The sequence below is a fragment of the Gammaproteobacteria bacterium genome (assembly GCA_013696315.1).
Classification (GTDB): domain Bacteria; phylum Pseudomonadota; class Gammaproteobacteria; order JACCYU01; family JACCYU01; genus JACCYU01.
In genome coordinates, this window is the sequence record JACCYU010000211.1 from 14,368 (window position 1) to 34,107 (window position 19,740).

15 protein-coding genes, 3 tRNA genes and 3 pseudogenes are annotated in these 19,740 nt (G+C 59.9%); 20 read left to right on the plus strand and 1 reads right to left on the minus strand.

What is annotated here, in order from left to right; translation table 11 throughout:
• Positions 1-40: 40 nt before the first annotated feature.
• The 8 genes and pseudogenes from plsX (at position 41) to H0V34_12405 (ending at position 5,883) form a co-directional block, all read left to right on the plus strand.
• Positions 41-1,069 (plus strand): phosphate acyltransferase PlsX, encoded by a 1,029-nt coding sequence (plsX, locus tag H0V34_12370; protein ID MBA2492449.1) that lies wholly within the window; start codon positions 41-43, stop codon positions 1,067-1,069.
• Between the two features lie 33 nt (positions 1,070-1,102).
• Positions 1,103-2,077 (plus strand): ketoacyl-ACP synthase III, encoded by a 975-nt coding sequence (locus H0V34_12375; GenBank protein ID MBA2492450.1) that lies wholly within the window; start codon positions 1,103-1,105, stop codon positions 2,075-2,077.
• Positions 2,078-2,169: 92 nt separating this feature from the next.
• Positions 2,170-2,640: pseudogene (locus H0V34_12380) on the plus strand (CYTH domain-containing protein).
• A gap of 71 nt (positions 2,641-2,711) precedes the next feature.
• Positions 2,712-4,541, plus strand: a complete 1,830-nt coding sequence (gene uvrC / locus H0V34_12385; protein ID MBA2492451.1) for an excinuclease ABC subunit UvrC — start codon at positions 2,712-2,714, stop codon at positions 4,539-4,541.
• The gene (gene pgsA / locus H0V34_12390) at positions 4,531-5,154 is read left to right on the plus strand and encodes a CDP-diacylglycerol--glycerol-3-phosphate 3-phosphatidyltransferase (protein MBA2492452.1); all 624 of its coding nucleotides are present in this window, start codon (positions 4,531-4,533) and stop codon (positions 5,152-5,154) included. Before uvrC ends, pgsA begins: the two co-directional genes overlap by 11 nt.
• 327 nt (positions 5,155-5,481) lie before the next feature.
• Positions 5,482-5,556 (plus strand) — tRNA-Gly (locus H0V34_12395).
• A gap of 90 nt (positions 5,557-5,646) precedes the next feature.
• A tRNA-Cys gene (locus H0V34_12400) sits at positions 5,647-5,720 on the plus strand.
• Between the two features lie 76 nt (positions 5,721-5,796).
• Positions 5,797-5,883, plus strand: a tRNA-Leu gene (locus tag H0V34_12405).
• Between the two features lie 90 nt (positions 5,884-5,973).
• Here the strand turns inward: H0V34_12405 and H0V34_12410 are convergent.
• Positions 5,974-6,228 (minus strand): hypothetical protein, encoded by a 255-nt coding sequence (locus H0V34_12410; GenBank protein ID MBA2492453.1) that lies wholly within the window; start codon positions 6,226-6,228, stop codon positions 5,974-5,976.
• Between the two features lie 385 nt (positions 6,229-6,613).
• On the opposite strand from H0V34_12410, the gene H0V34_12415 reads away from it, so the two are divergent.
• The 12 genes and pseudogenes from H0V34_12415 to H0V34_12470 form a co-directional block, all read left to right on the plus strand.
• On the plus strand, positions 6,614-6,991 hold the full coding sequence (locus H0V34_12415; protein ID MBA2492454.1) for a phasin family protein: 378 nt from the start codon (positions 6,614-6,616) through the stop codon (positions 6,989-6,991).
• A 246-nt stretch (positions 6,992-7,237) separates the two neighbouring features.
• Positions 7,238-8,196, plus strand: a pseudogene (locus tag H0V34_12420) (Ku protein).
• Between the two features lie 24 nt (positions 8,197-8,220).
• A complete protein-coding gene (ligD, locus tag H0V34_12425) occupies positions 8,221-10,866 on the plus strand; it encodes a DNA ligase D (GenBank protein MBA2492455.1) in 2,646 nt (881 codons plus the stop codon).
• 32 nt (positions 10,867-10,898) lie between these two features.
• On the plus strand, positions 10,899-11,372 hold the full coding sequence (locus H0V34_12430; protein MBA2492456.1) for a DUF4112 domain-containing protein: 474 nt from the start codon (positions 10,899-10,901) through the stop codon (positions 11,370-11,372).
• 115 nt (positions 11,373-11,487) lie between these two features.
• On the plus strand, positions 11,488-11,724 hold the full coding sequence (locus H0V34_12435) for an Arc family DNA-binding protein (GenBank protein MBA2492457.1): 237 nt from the start codon (positions 11,488-11,490) through the stop codon (positions 11,722-11,724).
• Positions 11,721-12,140, plus strand: a complete 420-nt coding sequence (locus tag H0V34_12440) for a type II toxin-antitoxin system VapC family toxin (protein MBA2492458.1) — start codon at positions 11,721-11,723, stop codon at positions 12,138-12,140. The genes H0V34_12435 and H0V34_12440 overlap by 4 nt, the downstream gene beginning before the upstream one ends.
• Before the next feature lie 48 nt (positions 12,141-12,188).
• Positions 12,189-15,257, plus strand: a pseudogene (locus H0V34_12445) (DUF499 domain-containing protein).
• Between the two features lie 5 nt (positions 15,258-15,262).
• Positions 15,263-15,910 carry a DUF3780 domain-containing protein gene (locus tag H0V34_12450; GenBank protein MBA2492459.1) on the plus strand — a complete coding sequence of 216 codons (648 nt, stop codon included), beginning with the start codon at positions 15,263-15,265 and terminating at the stop codon, positions 15,908-15,910.
• Positions 15,907-18,861 carry a DUF1156 domain-containing protein gene (locus H0V34_12455; GenBank protein MBA2492460.1) on the plus strand — a complete coding sequence of 985 codons (2,955 nt, stop codon included), beginning with the start codon at positions 15,907-15,909 and terminating at the stop codon, positions 18,859-18,861. Before H0V34_12450 ends, H0V34_12455 begins: the two co-directional genes overlap by 4 nt.
• A gap of 32 nt (positions 18,862-18,893) precedes the next feature.
• Complete coding sequence (locus H0V34_12460; protein MBA2492461.1) at positions 18,894-19,145, plus strand: DUF433 domain-containing protein; 252 nt, start codon at positions 18,894-18,896, stop codon at positions 19,143-19,145.
• Positions 19,142-19,351, plus strand: coding sequence for a hypothetical protein (locus tag H0V34_12465; protein MBA2492462.1), 210 nt, complete (start codon positions 19,142-19,144; stop codon positions 19,349-19,351). Before H0V34_12460 ends, H0V34_12465 begins: the two co-directional genes overlap by 4 nt.
• A gap of 101 nt (positions 19,352-19,452) precedes the next feature.
• The coding region (locus H0V34_12470) for a type II toxin-antitoxin system RelE/ParE family toxin (protein MBA2492463.1) at positions 19,453-19,740 on the plus strand (288 nt) is incomplete at its 3' end.

The following is a 19,740-nucleotide window of genomic DNA, read 5'->3' on the forward strand; positions in this document are numbered from 1 at the left end:
AGCCGTGTCATCTGACATCTAGCTGTCCGTCTTGTCGGCGATGAAGGAGTTCGTCACCATCTCCCTGGACGCCATGGGCGGTGATCACGGGATTCCGGTGGTTGTGCCCGCGGCGATCAACATGCTGCACCGCTTTGACGACCTGCAGGTCATCCTGGTCGGCGACGAGCAGCAGATCGCGCGGCAACTGGAAAAAGCGGGCGGGCGCGATCAGCCGCGGGTGCAAATCACGCACGCCACGCAGACGATCCCGATGGATGAGCCGCCGGCGCAGGCGCTGCGGTTCAAGAAAGATTCCTCGATGCGGGTCGTGATCAACCTGGTGCAATCGGGCGCGTCCCAGGCCTGCGTGAGCGCCGGCAATACCGGCGCGCTGATGGCCACCGCGCGTTTCGTGCTCAAGACGCTTGCCGGCATCGACCGGCCGGCCATTATCACCGGCATGCCGTCGATCAAGGGTCATACGCACGTGCTGGACCTGGGCGCCAATGTCGACTGCAAGGCCGAACATCTGTTTCAGTTCGCGGTAATGGGGTCGGTGCTGGCGAGTGCTGTGGATGAGCTCGACAGCCCCAGGGTGGGCCTGCTCAATGTCGGGCAGGAAGCCATCAAAGGCAATGATCAGGTCAAGGAGGCGAACCGCCTGCTGGAACGTAGTCTGCTAAACTACGTGGGCTATGTAGAGGGGGACGCCATTTACTGCGGCGATGTTGACGTGGTGGTGTGCGACGGCTTTGTCGGCAACACCGCGTTGAAAGCCAGCGAAGGGGTAGCCCAGATGATCGCACAACTGGTGCGGGAAGAATTCAGGCGCACGGCACTGTCGCGGTTGCGGGGGCTGGTCGCCATGCCGGTGCTGAAAGCGTTTCGCGGCCGCATCGATCCACGGCGTTACAATGGCGCAAGTCTGGTGGGCTTGCAGGGCATCGTGATCAAGAGTCACGGCGGCGCTGACATTCTTGCTTTCGAGCACGCCATCCGGATCGCCCGCGTGGAGGCTCGCAAGGCGGTACCCCAGCGCATCGACAAGCAGCTGGCAAGATTGCTGAACGACCAGCGAGCCGGATAAAACCGGAGCAGAACAACCCGGAGCGGAATAATTATTTCAGCCAAGCATGCGCGCATTACCGGAACCGGCGGCTACCTGCCGCGCAAGGTGCTGACCAATCACGACCTCGAAAAGCTGGTCGATACTTCGGACCAGTGGATTACTGAACGCACCGGCATCAGGAAACGCCACATCGCGGCGGAGGGTGAATCGACTGGCGACATGGCCGAAGCCGCCGCGCGGCGCGCGTTGGAAATGGCGGAACGACGCCCGCAAGACGTGGATCTTATCGTGCTCGCCACCACCACGCCAGACAAGATCTTTCCCGGCACCGCGTGCCTGCTGCAGAAACGCCTGGGCATTCACGGCTGCGCGGCCTTCGACGTACAGGCTGTATGCACGGGTTTCGTTTACGCGCTGGGTATCGCCGATCGTTTTATCCGCACGGGCGGCGCGCGCTGCGCGCTGGTCCTGGGCGCCGAATCGCTGTCGCGTCTGCTGGACTGGACGGATCGCACCACCTGCGTGCTGTTCGGCGACGGTGCCGGCTCGGTGGTGCTGGAAGCAAGCGAGGAGCCGGGAATTCTGTCCACGCATCTGCATGCGGACGGCAGTTTCGAGCATCTTTTGCACGTGCCCGGCGGCATAGGCCAGGGTCAGGAGTCGCTGCTCGATGGCGGCGCTTTTGTGACGATGAAAGGCAATGAGGTGTTCAGGATGGCGGTGCGCACCCTGCATCGCATCGTCGATGAGACCCTAGCCGCCAATTTTACCGACAAGGAAGACATCGACTGGCTGATCCCGCACCAGGCGAATTACCGCATCATCGAGGCTACCGCGCACAAGCTGAAAATGTCCATGGACCATGTGGTGGTGACCATCCAGGATCACGGCAACACCTCCGCGGCGTCCATCCCGCTGGCGCTGGACGTGGCGGTGCGCGACGGCCGCATCCAGCGCGGCGAGATTTTGATCATGGAGGCTTTCGGCGGCGGCTTTACCTGGGGTTCCGCGCTGGTCAGGTTCTAGGCGCCGCTGGCCAGGACTCGTTTCCGCGGGGATTCATGTCTCGTTTCCGCCAAGTATAATATTTGTCCGTTTTGCCTCTCTCGCGTGCACATATGGCGACCGAAATCAAACGCAAGTTTCTGCTATGTTCCGACGCCTGGCGCGCGGATGTGATCCGCCGCGAGCGCTATGTGCAAGGCTATCTCGCCAACACGGCCTTAAGTTCGATTCGGGTGCGGGTGTGCGACACCCGCGCGTGGCTCAATATCAAGCAGGCGGTGCCGGGCAGGCAGCGCGGAGAATACGAATACCCCATCGCGATCGCCGACGCGCGCGAAATGCTGGAGAATCTGTGCGAAGGTCATCGCATCGAGAAGACCCGTCATTCCGTGTATGGTGGCGATGATCTGTGGGAAATCGACGAATTCGAGGGCGTCAATCAGGGCCTGATTGTGGCCGAGATCGAGCTGCAATAGGCGCGGCAAACATTCGATCGTCCCCGCTGGCTCGATCGCGAGATCACCGACGATCTGCGCTATTACAACAACCGGCTCGCCTCTCACCCCTACGCCGAGTGGGGCTGAGCGCGCCCACGCGAGGTCCGCCGCCGCAAGGCCGATTCCCTACGCGCGCCGCGCCGGATTACAATGGGACGATGACCGCGCACACCGAACCCGCGTTCGATATCGATCGCTTTTTAAGTAATCTCACCCACCGTCCAGGCGTGTATCGCATGCTGGATCCACGCGGCAAGTATTTGTACGTTGGCAAGGCCAAGGATCTAAAGAAAAGGGTGTCCAGCTACTTTCAGCGGCGCGGACATGGGCCACGTATCGACACCGTGGTCGCCCAGACCCAGCAGGTGGAGGTTACGGTTACCAGCACCGAGGCCGAGGCGCTGCTGCTGGAAAATAACCTGATCAAGGAGCATCGTCCCCGTTACAACGTGGTGCTGCGCGACGACAAAAGCTATCCGTATATTTACGTTTCTACCGAGCAGGACTATCCCAGATTGTCGTTTCATCGCGGCGCGCGGCGCGGCAAGGGCCGTTATTTCGGGCCTTATCCTAATGCTGGCGCGGTGCGCGAGACCCTGAATCTGCTGCAGAAGCTCTTCAAGGTGCGCCAGTGCGAAGACAGTTTCTGCCGCAACCGCACGCGGCCGTGTCTGCAATATCAGATCGACCGCTGCACCGCGCCCTGCGTCGGCTTCGTCGACGGCGATGAGTACCGGATCAACGCGCAGCATGCGATCAAGTTTCTGGAAGGCAAGACCGGCGAGGTGATCGAGGCTCTGATCGAGCGCATGGAAGCGGCTTCCGCGCGCCTTGAGTTCGAGCGCGCGGCCGCTTACCGCAACCGGATCGAGAGCCTGCGCCGCATCACCGAACAGCAATACGTCAGTGGCGAGGGCGGCGATCTGGACATCATCTCCGTTACGCTGGGACAGGGACTGGCAGGTGTGCAGGTGTTCAACATCCGCGCCGGTCACAATCTCGGCAACAAGAGCTTTTTCCCTCGCGCGCCTGAGGATATGCATGAGGCGGAACTGCTGACTGCGTTTATGGGGCAGTATTATCTGACTCACGACGTGCCGGCCGAGATCATCGTCAGCCACCAGCCCGCCGATTTCGAGTCGCTGATCGGGATGCTGACGACCCGGCGCGGCATGAGCGTGCGGATTACGTCCACCGTACGCGGCCCGCGCGCGCGCTGGCTGGACATCGCGAACCGCAATGTCGTGCATGCGCTGGGCGAACGCCTGGCTTCCAGGGCAGACATGCAGCGTCGCGTTGACGCACTGCAGGAAGAGCTGGACCTCGCGGCGGCGCCGGGCCGCATGGAATGTTTCGACATCAGCCACACGATGGGCGAGGCGACGGTGGCGTCGTGCGTGGTGTTCGATGCGCAGGGCCCGGTCAAATCCGATTATCGTCGGTTCAATATATCAGGCATAGAACCCGGCGATGACTACGCCGCCATGCGCCAGGCCCTCACGCGACGCTACACGCGGCTGAAGGCGGGCGAGGGCAAGCTGCCGGACATTCTGTTTATTGACGGTGGCAAGGGCCAGGTCCGGCAGGCGGTGGAAGTGCTGGAAGAACTGCAGGTGGCGGGTGTGACTATCATCGGCGTGGCGAAAGGCGAGGGTCGCCGGCCAGGACTCGAAAGTCTGATTGCTAGCGACCGGCGTACGCCCGTGGTGCTGTCGGCGAACTCGCCCGCGCTACACCTGGTCCAGCAGATACGCGACGAGGCGCATCGATTCGCGATCACCGGCCATCGTCAGCGCCGCGCCAAAAGCCGCACGCAGTCACCACTAGAGCAGATTCACGGGCTGGGACCAAAAAGACGGCAGAATCTGCTGAAATATTTTGGCGGCATGCGTGGCATAAGCCGGGCCGGGATCGAGGACCTCGCCAAGGTGCCAGGCATCAGCGCGGGTACGGCACGAGAGATATACGATGCCCTCCATGCGTATTGATGGAGAGTTGTCCGGCAAAGCGCCACTAGCCGCCACGGTGGCAAAGCGGCACCGCGTTATCATCAATATTCCGATTGTCCTTACGTTACTGCGAATCGCCCTGATACCGCTGTTTGTGCTGGTGTTTTATTTACCCTATGGATGGGCTTATCCGGCGAGTGCAGCGATATTCACGCTGGCTGGCATTACCGACTGGCTGGACGGATATCTTGCGCGCCGTTGGCGCCAGATCTCAGCGTTCGGGGCGTTTCTAGATCCGGTGGCGGACAAGCTCATGGTGGTCGCGGCACTTGTGATGCTGGTCAGCAGGCACGGCACCGTGTGGCTGGCGGTCCCGGCGATCATCATCACCGGACGCGAGATTGCCGTCTCCGCGTTGCGCGAATACATGGCGGAACTGGGTCAGAGCGGCATCGTGGCAGTATCGTTTACCGGAAAAATCAAGACTACATGCCAGATCATCGCGCTGCTGTTGCTGCTGTATCACTACCCGCTGTTCGGCCTGCCCACGCACGCCATCGGCGTAGCACTCATGTATATCGCCGCCGGACTCACCTTGTGGTCGATGGTTTTTTACCTGCGCGCCGCATGGCGTACGCTGGATGGCGGATGACGATTGCTTGACAGCGACTCGCCGATACCTAAAATGCGTGACTCATGCGGGGTGAGCCGGATGAAGAATTCGGTCCAGTGAATCGAATTCCCGGCGAACGACCGGTCAGGGATGACCGGGCCGGTGTCAGACAACGCGATTATGTTGCGCCATGGATGGCCTTCAATCAGTCAGACAAGAGCGGGAATAGCGCAGTTGAATGAGCCGGATCAAGGCAAATGTCCGGTGCACATTTGCCCTGGCGAACGACCGGGCAGGGATGCCCGGGCCGGTGTAAATCGGAGTGATGAAGCTTCGCCATGGATGGCAGCAATGAGTCGGATTAATGCGGGAATAGCTCAGTGGTAGAGCACAACCTTGCCAAGGTTGGGGTCGCGAGTTCGAATCTCGTTTCCCGCTCCAGTTTGATGAGGGCCCCGGTTCAGCCGGGGTTTTGTGTTTGCGGTCCGGGGTGTCTGCACTTCTCCACGATGCTATGATTTCGCCTCCCGCGGCTGGGTGGCAGAGTGGTCATGCAGCGGCCTGCAAAGCCGCGTACGTCGGTTCGATTCCGGTCCCAGCCTCCATACTCACTCAGCGCCGCCCCGGTTGGTGAACCTGGCAATTGCATGGCCCAGGAGCGACGCGAATATAAGTTGCGCCGCGGCTGTGACGGAATAGGTAGACGTACCAGACTTAAAATCTGGAGGCCGCAAGGCCGTGCCGGTTCGAGTCCGGCCAGCCGCACCATCATCGCGTGACCCATGATCGACGCTCAGGCGGCAACAAGCTTGCAAGAGTTTGCGCGGATGCAGGCTGCGGGGCGCGCCGCGCAATGGCCTATCCGCGCGGCCGACGGATAAGGCGTTTGGCGGAGTAGCGCCGGGTACGCTCGTGCAGCGGGTCATTTGCTTCATCAACGATGTATTCGATGATCTCATCGGTAAAGGCCGCGCCGGTATTCGCGTCGTTGAGCACCTGCGACAGTTTGACGTTGTTCTGGATAAGCTTAATCGCTTCCTGGTGAGTCGATGCCGAAACCTGCACCGGCACCCGCACCACGGCCATGATATGTACGGTGTATTTCTGACTCATGCGTTTCACTGAAATGTTCACTCGCAAGGCAATGTTAGTGCAATATGCACGCCGTGTCTTACGCGATTCGATATGTCCGCACCAATTTGCGCCTTTACCGGACCCTGTAGGCAAAGCGAATTAGATTTCGTGGTCTGCATTTTAACCTGCCAGCGAAGCACATGTTCATTATCGAATGCGGCGATCGTCCGCGCCGGCGCCTCGCGATGTGGAGGTCATGCCGGACGCGCGGCATAGGCGGTTCTTTTCGAGGTTAAAAAAACTGAAATTTTTCCAGGATACCCTTGACGCTTTTGGCTGAGAGCGTTATGCTGCACCGCACAAGTTCCGAGAGGCGCTCCCAAGCGGTTCTCATCTCACCATCACTACCTGGAGGTAATTAAGCATGGCCGACAATACCGTACAATTCGTAAATCAGGCTCAGGACGTAAATCGCTCCATCAGCGAGGCGATCCAGGGATTGACTGGTACGCAGTTCAACATCATGCAGCGTCTCGGTGACGTACAGCGCAGCATGTTCAGCCAGGCCGTAGAAGCTGCCAACGAGCAGATGCAGGTTCTGGCCCGAGTTCGTGATCCTCGGGAATTCGCCACGGCGCAGGCCGATCTGGTCAAGAGTTACGGCCAGAAGTACGTCGAGAGCGTCAACGAAGCGGTCGACATCGTCGCCGATGCCTGGCAGGACTATGGCGACAAAGTGGAAAAAACTGTCAACTCCGTGAGCGACAAGGCTCAGAAGGCAGCGCCGTCCAAGAAGTCGTAAGCGGATGAATGTGCAGGGAATGAGTGACTCAGGGAGAAACAACGCAGGGAAAATGGATTAATCGCACTCTAAGGAGCCACTCAATGGTTATTCGAAAGCCCCGCCGGACAGCGTGGCTTTCTCGTGTTTGACCGGCGCGTTTTGGTGGCGAGCGTTTAGCGCGGGCGCTAACATACAGGCGAATGTCGATGGCCCGTTACATGCGTCGGTGCCAGCGTGAAACCGTTCGATTACCGAGGTCTCATCATGGCGCGACCCGTCTGGAAAGGGCATATCTCGTTCGGCCTGATCAATATCCCGGTGACGCTTTACTTCGCCGAACGGCGCTCCGACCTGCACTTCCGCATGCTGGACAGCCGCAACATGGCGAAGATGCGTTATGAGCGGGTCAACGAGGACTCAGGCGAAGAGGTGCCGTGGGATCAGATCGTCAAGGGCTTCGAGTACGGCGATGGCAACTACGTGTTGCTCGATGACGATGATTTCAAAAAGGCTGCGGTCGAAGCCACGCAGTCGGACGACCTGGAGGGCTTCGTCGAAGCCAAGGCGATCGACTACGTTTACTTCGATAAGCCCTATTATCTGGTGCCCGGCAAAAATGCCGAAAAGGGTTACGCGCTGCTGCGCGAAACCCTGCGTCGCACGGGCAAGGTCGGCGTCGCCAGAGTCGTCATTCGTACACGGGAATATCTCGCTGCGCTGTTGCCGGAAGGCGATGCGCTGGTGCTCAATATGCTGCGCTATCATCAGGAGCTGCGCCAGCCCGACGAGTACGAACTGCCCGGGAAGTTTCCAACAAGGAGATCGAAATGGCGGAACAACTGGTCGAATCCATGACCGTGGACTGGCATCCGCCGCAATATCACGAAGAATACCGCGATGCGCTGATGAAATGGATAGATAAGAAGGCGCGCGCCGGCGACAAGGGCGTTGCGCCTCCGGCGGAATCTGAACAATCAGACGCGAGTGAGGACGCGCAGATCATCGACATGATGGCGCTGTTCAAAAAAAGCGTGAAGAAAGATGGCGGTACCAGGCGCACCAGTGGCGCCAAGTCCCAGGCAAAGAATCCCCCCACAAAAAAGCCCCATACAAAAAAGCCCCACCCAAATAAATCAGCGGCCAGCGCTAAATCCAAGACTCAGGTTAAAACAACAAGCCGGCGTCCGGCATCCGCCGCCGGCCGCAAGCGCAGCGCTGGCTGAGCGCGGGTCACGCGGGCCGGTTTCGTGAGCCTCAAGGACTATCAGCGCAAGCGCGACTTCCGCAAGACTACCGAACCGGAAGGCGGCAAGCGATCACGGCGCAAGGGCAATCTGTATATTATTCAGAAACACGACGCGCGACGTCCGCATTACGATTTTCGACTCGAACTAGATGGCGCGCTAAAAAGCTGGGCGGTGCCCAAAGGCCCGAGTCTTGACCCGGGCGAAAAACGTCTTGCCGTGCAGGTCGAGGATCATCCGCTTGCTTACGGTGAGTTCGAGGGCATAATCCCCAAAGGTCAATACGGCGGCGGTACCGTGATGTTGTGGGATCGCGGTCGCTGGGAAGGCGTCGGTGACATTGAGGCGAGCTTTCGGTACGGCAAACTCAAGTTCGAACTGTCCGGCGAAAAGCTGCGCGGCCGCTGGACACTCGTGCGCATGGGCGGCAAGGCCACTTCGCAAGGCAAGAACTGGCTGCTGATCAAAGAAAAAGATGACATCGCTGGCGCGTGCAGTGCACCCGATGTGCTGAAGGAACAGCCGCAGAGTGTGAAATCTGGACGCTCGATGGATGAAATTGCGGCTGCCGAAGATCGGGTATGGAAAAACGGCCAGTCGGCAAAACCCCGCAAGAAAAAAACAGGCGGTGACCGAACGCCAAGAACATCCGGATCGAAAAAAGGGAATACGCGCACTTCACCGCACGCCGATACGCGGGCCGCCGAGCTTGCGAACGCGCGCAAGCGCGACATGCCGCGCGATGTCAAACCGCAACTGGCGATCCTGGTCAAAGAGGCGCCAAAAGGCGATGGCTGGCTGCACGAGATCAAGTTCGATGGCTATCGGCTGCTGTGCGCAATCAGCAACCGCAAGGCGCGCCTGATCACCCGCAACGGCCATGACTGGACGCGCAAGTTTCCGCGCATCGCCGCGGCCGCGGCCGACCTTCACATGAGCGATGCGTGGCTGGACGGCGAACTGGTCGCGATGAAGGCCAGCGGCGTCAGCGACTTTCAGACGCTTCAGAATGCTCTCAAGCAGGGCGCCGACGCGGAGCTCGCGTATTATATTTTCGATCTGCCGTTTTGCGATGGCCACGATCTCACCCGCACGCCGCTGATCGAGCGCAAGCGGCTGTTGCGCCAGTTGCTTAGCACGAGCGACGCCGGGCCGTTGCGCTACAGCGATCACCTGCAAGGGGAAGGCGGGCGCATGTACGGCCAGGCGTGTTCGCACGCGCTGGAAGGCATTATCTCCAAGCGCGCTGACAGTCCGTATCAATCACGACGCGCACGCACATGGGTCAAAATCAAGTGCATGCGCGCCCAGGAATTCGTGGTGTGCGGCTACACCGATCCGGCCGGTTCGCGCAAATATTTCGGCGCCTTGCTGCTGGGTTATCACGACCCGGACGGTCGGCTCGTTTACTGCGGTCGCGTGGGTACCGGCTTTGACTCGAAATCGTTAAAGGCCGTGCATGAATTGCTGTCCGCGCGGACACGCAAAACCTTGCCAGTGCGGGAATTGCCGAAGGATTTCGACAAGCGTGGCGTGTACTGGGTGCGGCCCGATCTGGTTGTCGAAGCGACCTTCGCGAACTGGACGGATGACGGCTTGCTGCGGCAGGCGTCGTTTAAGGGCATGCGCGAGGACAAAAAGCCGCGCGAGGTCGTGCGCGAGCAGCCGACAGCCGTGCCTGCGCGCTCCGCCGCTTCGCGTAAGCCCGCGAGCATCCAATCAAAAACGACAACCGCAACCCGTTCGAATTCGCTACAGGCCCGTATCGCCGGCCAGCACCTGACGCACCCTGATCGAATCCTGTATCCAGGGCAAGGCGCCACCAAGCAGGATCTCGCGCTGTTTTACGAGCGCATCTCGGACTGGGTGCCGCCGCATATAGCAGAACGGCCGCTATCGCTGGTGCGCTGCCCGCAAGGGAGTGGCAAGAGTTGTTTTTTTCAGAAGCACATCACCGACGCGCTTCCGGACGCGCTCAAGGGCGTCACCGTGCAGGAGAAAGAAAAGCGCGCGACATACATCACGATCAGCGACCTGTCCGGCCTGATCGCGCTGGTGCAGCTCGGCGTGCTGGAGATCCATCCCTGGGGCAGCCGCGCGGACAATCCGGAGAAGCCGGATCGTCTGGTGTTCGATCTCGATCCTGACCCGGAACTAGGCTGGAAAGAGGTCATACAGGGCGCGCGCATGTTGCGCGAACGTCTGGACGAACTGTCGCTGAAAAGCTTCGTCAAGACTTCGGGCGGCAAGGGCTTGCACGTGGTCGTGCCGGTGACGCGGCGCACGAGCTGGGAGGAATTCAAGGCGTTTTCGAAAGGCGTCGCGCAAGATGCCGCGCGCTGTGATCCGCAACGCTACATCGCGACCATGAGCAAGGCAAAGCGCAAAGGGAAAATATTCATCGACAGGTTACGCAACGGCCGAGGCGCCACCAGCGTGGCCGCATATTCCACGCGAGCGCGCGCGCAAGCGCCGGTGTCGACGCCGGTAAGCTGGGATGAACTGGACGACATCGAAGGGCCCGGCGCCTTCACCTTGGCCAATCTTCCAGCACGGCTGGAATCATTGAAGGCGGACCCGTGGCAAGACTTTTTCGAGACGCGCCAGTCGATTACCATCGCCATGCTGAAAGCGGTGCGCGCGGCCTGACGATATCAAATCAACTCAACGACAAGAATCCAATGCAAACGAAAAATCACGATGCAGGCAAAGGCCGGCTGGAACGGCTGGCGTGGCTGCTGGACAGCTCCATCCCGTTGCCGGGGACGAACTTTCGCGTGGGTCTGGATGGCGTGATTGGCCTTATCCCCGGCATCGGCGACGCGGTGGGCGGCGTGTTATCCAGTTACATCGTCGCCGAAGCCGCACGCATGGGAGTGCCTAAAACCATACTTATCCGCATGGCCTTTAACGTGATCGTAGAAACCGTGATCGGCATGATTCCGATCGTCGGCGATCTGTTCGACATCGCGTGGAAAGCCAACAACCGCAACGTGGCCCTGCTGCGCGAACACTTAGGCGACCCGCGCCGCACGAGCACCCGCAGCCGCGTGTTCGTGATCGTTCTGAGCGTTGTCCTGTTCGCCGTTATCATCGGCATCATCGCGCTTGGCGTCCTGGTCATCGCCGCGCTGGTGCGGGCGCTGTCGGGGTGAATGCGTGAAGTAGGCGTCCGGCGAGCATTTTCTCAGGAGCACTATTCAGAACTTGACCCGGAAACCGAACGGTTTCAGAATGAAACCGTTCTGCATCTATCGTGAGACTATCGCAATGCCAGTTACTCTTTCAATCAAACACGTTCCAGACCACATCGCGCAAGGACTGAGGGAGCGCGCGGCGACAAATCATCGGTCGATTCAAGGCGAATTGATGGCGATCCTTGAGGCCAGTCTCCACCAGGAGAGAAGGCTTACCGCGCGGGAGTTGCTGGAACAGGTGCGCGCACTGGGCCTGAAAACGCCAGACGACGCAGTGGCCATGATTCGCGCGGACCGAGATGCGCGCTGAGGTTCGCGCCTGAGAGGCTTGATCTCCTGGTAATCAAAGTCGTCGACGCCTCAGCCCTGGCGGCGCTTGTATTTCAGGAGTCTCGCGCCGACGAGGTGGCCGATCGGTTGGTGCAGGGCCGACTGGTGGCGCCCGCGCTTCTAAACTTCGAAATGGCCAGTATCTGCCGAAAAAAGATTGCAGTCGCGCCACGCCAGCGCGAAACGATGATTGCCGCCTATCACCAGTCGTTGCGGCTCGAAATCGAGTTCCTTCCAGTCGATTTCCACGCGCTCGTTCAGACGGCGGAGAAGGCTCGGCTTACAACCTACGATGCCGCTTACTTGTGGCTGGCCAAAACACTGCCCGCGCAACTGATAACACTGGACGAACGCCTCGCCAACGCGGCAAGGCGCGCGGCTCGAAGCGCCAGGTAAGATGCGGCTGCGAAGACAGTGCTTATAATGCAACGAAGGGACGCTTCAATGAAAGCTCTGCAACATGCCTGCAAGCCGCGCGAAACCGTTTTCGACAAGACGCGGCGTGACACAGTGCTCGATCTTGGTGATCTCATCCAAGACCGCATCGATGTGGAAGACTTCTTCGCGGAAAATCACGTCACCGAGGGCATGGAAATCCTGCTGACGGAAGGCTTCCGCCGGCTGGAGCGTAAATCCACACAAGGCGTTTTCAAGCTGACGCAGGCGATGGGCGGCGGCAAAACCCATAACCTGCTCGCCTTCGGTTTGCTGGCCAGGAACCCGAGTTGGCGTCGGAAGGTTATGGCCGGGTTCTACCAGCCGGCCGATATTGGCGAAGTCCGGGTCGTCGCGTTTTCGGGTCGCGAGAGCGACGCACCGTATGGCTTGTGGGGCGCGATCGCCGCGCAGCTTGGCAGGAAAGAGCAGTTCAAGGATTATTACAGCCCGTTGTCCGCGCCGGGACAGACGGCCTGGGTCAACCTGCTCAAGGGCGAGCCGCTGGTTATCATGCTCGACGAGTTGCCACCGTATTTCGAGTACGCGAAGTCGAAGACGATCGGCAACTCGGATCTCTCGGTGGTCACGGCCACCGCGCTGTCGAATCTCCTGGTCGCTCTGGGCAAAGACGAGCTCAGCAATGTCTGTCTGATCATCGCCGACCTGACGGCATCGTATGCCGGCGGCAGCTAGAAGATCATTCACGCCCTGAAAGACCTGGACAAGGAGACCGGCCGTAGCGCGATGAACCTGGAGCCGGTGCGCATGAACACGGATGAGTTTTATCACATTCTGCGGAAGCGGATATTCGCGGAATTACCCACCGAGGACGAGATCGCGGAGGTCGCGCAAGGCTACGCTCGCGCCGTGCGCGACGCGCACCAGATGGATGTCACCAATGCCTCACCGGAGCAGTTCGCGCAGCGCATCGCGGAGTCTTATCCGTTCCATCCTGATATTCGTGACCTATACGCCCGGTTCAAGGACAACAGCGGCTTTCAGCAAACGCGAGGACTGATACGCCTCATGCGCATCGTGGCCTGCCGGTTGTGGGAAACCGACGAGGCAGCCAGCAAGTATCTTATCGCCGCGCATGATGTTGATTTGAACGATAGAGAGACCTTGACCGAGATCAACCAGATCAACAACACGCTGGAGGCCGCCATCTCGCACGACATCGCGTCCGGCGGTCAGTCGGTGGCCGAGATCATGGACACCAATCTCGGCGGTCATGACGCCCGTGATGTCATGCGTCTGCTGTTCGTGGCGTCGCTGAGCAACGTGTCCGGCGGCACCAAGGGCCTGACTGTATCTGAAGTCATTGCCAATCTCTGCGCGCCGGGCCGCGATATATCGAAACTCCGCAACGAGGTCATCAACCGTCTGTTCACCGCCGCCTGGTATCTGCACACCAGCCGGGATGGCCGGCTGTTTTTCAAGAACGTGCAGAATCTGGTGGCGCGGCTGCACACCACGGCCGAGAGTTACCTGCGCGACCAGTCGATCAAAGAACTTAAAGAGCGGCTTGTCGAGCTGTTCAAACCGGTGAACGCCTGGTGCTACCAGCGCGTGATGCCGCTGCCGGCGGTCGATGAGATCGATGTCGCCCAGGACAAAGTGGTTCTGATTATTTCCGAGCCGCATTCCCAGGGTCTGAATCCCGACCTCAGGAAGTTTCACGAGAATCTGGACTTCAAGAACCGCGTTTGTTTTCTCACCGGCCAGCGCAATTACGACGCGGTGCTCAATTCAGCCAAAGAGCTGAAAGCGATCAACCACATCATTGGCGAAATAATCAGCGAAGGTACGCCGGACAACGACCCGCAGCTCGTGCAGGCACGCGAACTCCTGGACCGCGTTCAGACCCAGTTCCTGAGCGCCGTGCGCGAGACCTTCACCACGCTCTTTTATCCAACGCGGGAACGGCTGATGTCCGCCGATTTTCTGATGGAATTCAGAGGCAACCAGTATCAGGGCGAGGATCAGATCATCAAGGCGCTCAAGGACAAGATGAAGTACACGGAAGATATCAGCGGCGAGACCTTTCGCATAAAGGTCGAGGAGCGGCTGTTCACGCAGAAGGCTATGCCATGGAACGAGATCCAGCGGCGCGCCGCGATGAACCCGGCATGGCAATGGCACCGCGCCGATGCGCTGGACAAGCTCAAGGACGAGAGCGTGCACCGGGATATCTGGCGGGAGCAGAGCGGTTACGTCGAGAAGGGGCCTTTCGCAAGGCCCGCTACCGGTGTCAAGGTACAGCAACTATCGCGAGACGACGAAACAGGCCTTGTTAAACTGCGTATCACGCCGGTGAATGGCGATGCGGTCTATGTCGAGACCGGCGGCCCCGCAACGACCGCATCACAAAAGCTCGCCGGACGCGACTATGAAACCAGTGAATTCAGGGTCTCCTTCCTGGCCGTCGATTCCAGGGGCGAGTACGAGACGGGCGAGCCGGCGCCCTGGTGCAACCAGATCACCATCCGCTCGCGCGTCTACCAGCATGGCGACGCGCGCATGGTGGAGCTGCGGGCCGCGCCGCCGGCGCCAATCCGGTACACCAAAGGATGGCTCCGATCCAAAGCTGCAGGGCGGCCGCTACGATGAGCCTTTCGCCGCGCCCGCCGGCACGCGCCTGGTACTCGCGGTTGCCGAGTACGATGGCATTGTCTCGGAGTTGCACAAACGGGAATCACCTGGCACAAAGATGAAGGCGAGAAACCTGTCGATAAGGCTCTGCCGGCCACTTGGCGGCCCGCCGACGGTTTAACCTTCAGTGAGACGCGCGTTTGCTATGGCTTTATCGAGCGCCTGCGCAAACACGCGGGTCGGGCCGGCGTTCAGCGGATAGGCGTGCTGGTCGATGACAGTCAATGGGCTGAGTTCATTCTGGCTGATCGCATGGCGCTGGATGCCGATCAGATCGAACGCACCGTCGAGCAATTGCGGGGGCTGATCGAAGCGGGTGAAATCAGTATCGAAGCCAGCTTCATCGCATTCGCCACAGGCCAGAATCTGCTCGACTATATTCAGGAGTTAAAGGTGGAGCTACGGCGCGGTGAGGTCGAGTAGTAAGTATGGCCGCACACTCGAAGGTGACCTACGAAGGCTTCGGTTTCTGCCCGCGGGAATCCGCGCATCATTTTGTGGTGAACATCCCGGCCAGCAACCGTGAGGATGTGGCCATCTCCGAGCACTTCACGTTCGATGCCATCGAAGGGCGCAGCCCGCCAACGTTCGGCGCGGGCCAGAACGACGGCAAGCTGCGCTCGATCCTCGCGCGGCCGAAGTGGGGCGCCATCGCCGACGAGCTGCGCGTGGCGTTCAACCGTCGCCTCAAGGCGCAGGGGATCAAGGCGGGCCGCTGGAAGACTGGCATCAATCCTGTTTCGCGGTTATTGGGCAAGGAGCTGACGTTGCTGGCTTGGGGCATCGAGGAAGCCGATCCCGCGCTGATCGCAACGGCCATCAAGAACTGGCAGGGCCTTGTACCGGAGGAGCGCTGGTGGTTGTTCACCATGACCGCCGCCGCCACCGGCCACGCCGTACATGGTCGCGGCCACGGCTGGCGCAAGGCGATCCGTTACGCGCTCACGGAAAACCCGGTGACGGACGCGCCGCATCAGCCGCCACCGATGTTCCGGCTGGTCGCGCGGGAAAATGAAATTACAGCGGGAAGGCCGGACAAACGGAAGCGCAAATCTTCCGGCAAGATCGCGTCATGAACGACTCGCCGCGCGCGGCGGAGAATGCGCCCTCGATAAACTCCAAGCTCGCTGCCGATGCGGATGCCAATACCTTTATCGAAATCCAGTTCCCCGTCTCAAAGCTCTCCAAGGAAAGCTACAAGGAGCGCAAGGCCAACTACAGCCAGACATTGACCGGGCTCGGCAAATGGTCGGGCCGCAAGCCGCTGATCATGGTCCGCGCCACCATCCTGGGTCTGCTGATGCCGGCGAGCGACGATCCGCAAAAAGATCGTGAGATCTTTCTGAAGGTCCTCACCATGGACGAGGTGGGCTTGTGGCGGCGCAAGCGCAAGAGCATTTCTCTGCGCGATATCCATGCGCGGCTGAGTGACGCGGAGCGTCGATCATGGTTCGACGCCGACGCGAATCCCGAGCGCCCTGGATTGATAAGCGGCTTGACCCGCGTGCAGAAAGACGAACTGCAAAGACTTGTTTTCGACCGCCTGAGCTACGACGGCAAGCTGGTTTACTACGACCGGCCCGAGCAGATTGACGGCCCATCGGAGCAGGCGTGGATTGAGATCAACGCCCACCTGAACACGCACGCGAACAATCTGCCGGAACTCGTGCGCGAGCTGGGCATGCGGCGTTTCGGTCACGCGCCTAGAGTCGGCGATGCGTTCTGCGGCGGCGGCAGCGTGCCGTTCGAGGCGGCGCGCATGGGTTGCGAAGCGTATGGCTCGGACCTGAATCCGGTCGGCGCTTTACTCACCTGGGGCGCGCTGAACATCGTCGGCGGCGGCGAGGAAGTCGCCAAGCCGGTGCGCGCGGCGCAAAAAAAGGTCTGCGAAGCCGTTGACCGGCAGGTCACCGAGTGGGGCATCGAGCACAACGCGCAGGACTGGCGCGCGGACGCCTATCTTTATTGCACCGAAACGATTTGCCCGGAATGCGGCTGGAAAATACCGCTCGCGCCATCCTGGGTGATCGGTGAGAAGACACATACGATTGCGCGCCTTGAAGCCGATGAGCAGAATCGTTGCTTTCACATCGAAATACACGAGGGCGTTCCGAAAGAAGAACTGGCTGACGCCCGCGGAAGAGGCACGGTGCGTAGCTCACGTCTGGAATGTCCGCATTGTCGGAACTCCACGCCGATAAATGTCATTCGCGGCGACCGGCGCGGTGACGGTGTCAAAACCTACGGTTTGCGTTTGTGGGAGAACGAAGACGTGACCCCGCGCCCGGACGACGTGTTTCAGGAACGGCTTTATTGCATCCGCTGGGTGGAAACCTGGATTGACGATGCGGGCACGCCGCATCGAAAACGTCACTATCGCGCGCCCGACGCGGCGGACCTGGAGCGCGAGCAGAAGGTGCTGACGTTGCTGCAAGAGCGCTTCGCCGACTGGCAGGCCAGGGGCTATATTCCCAGCCGGCGGATCGAGCCGGGCGACAAAACCGATGAGCCGATCCGCACGCGCGGCTGGACGCATTGGCATCATCTGTTCACGCCGCGGCAGTTGTTAGTGCATGGTCTAATCATAGAAGACGTTTTCGAAGAAAGTGCAGGAGATGCAGCCAAGGTCTCCGGGCTATTCATTGCAGGCCGGTGTGCCGATTGGGATTCTCGTCTAGCTCGATGGATAGCAGATGCTACGAAGGAGAATGGAGCGCAAACGTTCAGTAACCAAGCTTTGAATACGCTGAGCAACTTTTATGGAAGGCCTTTAAGTCTTCTGACCACAACCATTTTAGCTCCGATCGAAAGCTCTAGGCTCTTTGGCGGAGCGCTGGTAGCAACATCTGATGCCCGCGAAGTGGAAGACGACTCGGACATCTGGGTAACCGATCCCCCCTACGCCGACGCCATTAACTACCACGAGCTTTCCGAGTTCTTCCTCGCCTGGTACGAAAAGCACCTGCCCGGGCTGTTCCCAGACTGGCACACTGACAGCAAGCGCGCTTTAGCGATCCGGGGATCGGGAAGAGACTTCCGGCAGGGCATGGTCGACGCTTACCGGAATCTGGCTTCCCACATGCCGGATAACGGCCTGCAGGTAGTCATGTTTACGCATCAGGATGCGAGCGTATGGGCGGATCTCGCCTTGATTCTGTGGGCCGCGGGACTGCGCGTTACGGCAGCTTGGACTATTGCGACCGAGACGGAATCCGCGCTGAAGGAAGGCAACTATGTGCAGGGCACGGTGTTGATGGTGCTGCGCAAGCAGATGGCCGGGGAAACCGCGTTTCTTGACGAGATCGTGCCGCAAGTCGAGATCGAAGTCGAAGCTCAGCTTGCCTCTATGCTCAAACTTGAAGACAAGGACGACCCCAATTTCAGCGACGCTGATTACCAGCTCGCCGCCTACGCCGCCGCGCTGCGCGTGTTGACGCAGTACAAGGGCATCCAGGAGCTGGACGTGAACTACGAACTCGCCAGCGAGCGAAAACGGGGCCAGACTTCGCCCATCGAGAAGATCATCGAAGACGCGGTCAAGACCGCCAGCAACTTTCTCGTGCCCAAAGGTATCGACAAGCCTCTGTGGCGGCGGTTGAGCGCGGAAGAAAAGTTTTATCTGAAGGCCCTCGAAGTCGAGTCCCACGGCGACTATCGCAGCGGCGTGTTTCAGGAGTTCGCGCGCGGCTTCGGCGTGCGTGAGTACGATGATCTTCTACACAGCGGCAAGGCGAATCAGACGCGGCTCAAAACGGCCTCGGAATTCAAGCGCAAAGGACTGGGTGGCGACGGCTTCGCGGCAACACTGTTGCGTCAGGTGCTGTTCGCCGTGTTCCGCGTCGCCGAACGCGAGGAAACCAAAGAGGGTATGACCTGGCTCAAAACGGAGATTGCCGATTACTGGGCGCAGCGGGAGAATATCGTCGATCTGGCCCGTTATCTCAGCGGCTTGCCAATGCCGCACTGGGCGCGGGACGTCGCCGCGGCGCGTCTATTGGCCGGCGCGGTGGAAAACGATCACGTGTGATTACAAGATGCGCCTTATCGGAGGTCAGCACTATGAAATTTACGCGAATTACGATTAACCCCAAACAGATGGGTGGGGCACCGTGCGTACGGGGCCTGCGCATACCTGTCGCAACCGTGGTGGGCATGGCGGGCGACGGAATGGCGGAGACCGAGATCCTCAAGGCTTACCCGGACCTGGAGCCGCAAGACATCCATGAAGCACTGCAATATGCGGCTGAGGCCGTGCGGGAACGCGAGCTGCCTTGGCACGTTAACAGACAGGGGGAGATCGCAATACGATGAACACCACTGTAAAGGAAGCCGCCAGAAAACTTGTCGAGGAACTGCCCGATGAAGCGACCTGGGACGATCTCATGTACGAGATATACGTCCTGCAGAAGATCGAGGAGGGTGTGCGGGCGGCGGATGAAGGGCGAGTCTTGTCTCACGAAGAGGTCAGGCAGCGGTTCGGCCTTAAGAGCCTATCCCAAAATTCTCAGGGCTCGTAATTCCCGCTCGTGTTGAGCCTGTCGAAGCACGACCGGAAGCGATTGCAGTGCATGGTACTTCGACAGGCTCAGTGCGAACGGAATTTTGGGACAGGCTCTAAGTGAAGCTCGAATGGACCGAGCCGGCGATCAGTGCGCTCCAGGCAATTCACGATTTCATCGCTCTGGATCAACCGTTTTATGCCGCTCGCTTTGTCGACCGGCTGACCGTGGCCGCTGAGCGGCTTATCGATTTTCCGAAACTTGGCCGTAGAGTACCGGAGGCGCGGCGCGGGGAAGCCCGCGAACTGGTCTTCCAAGGCTATCGAATTATCTATCGCGTTCGCCCCGATCGGGTACAGGTGCTGAACGTGCTGCACGGCAGCCGTGATCTTTCACGCATGAAGCCG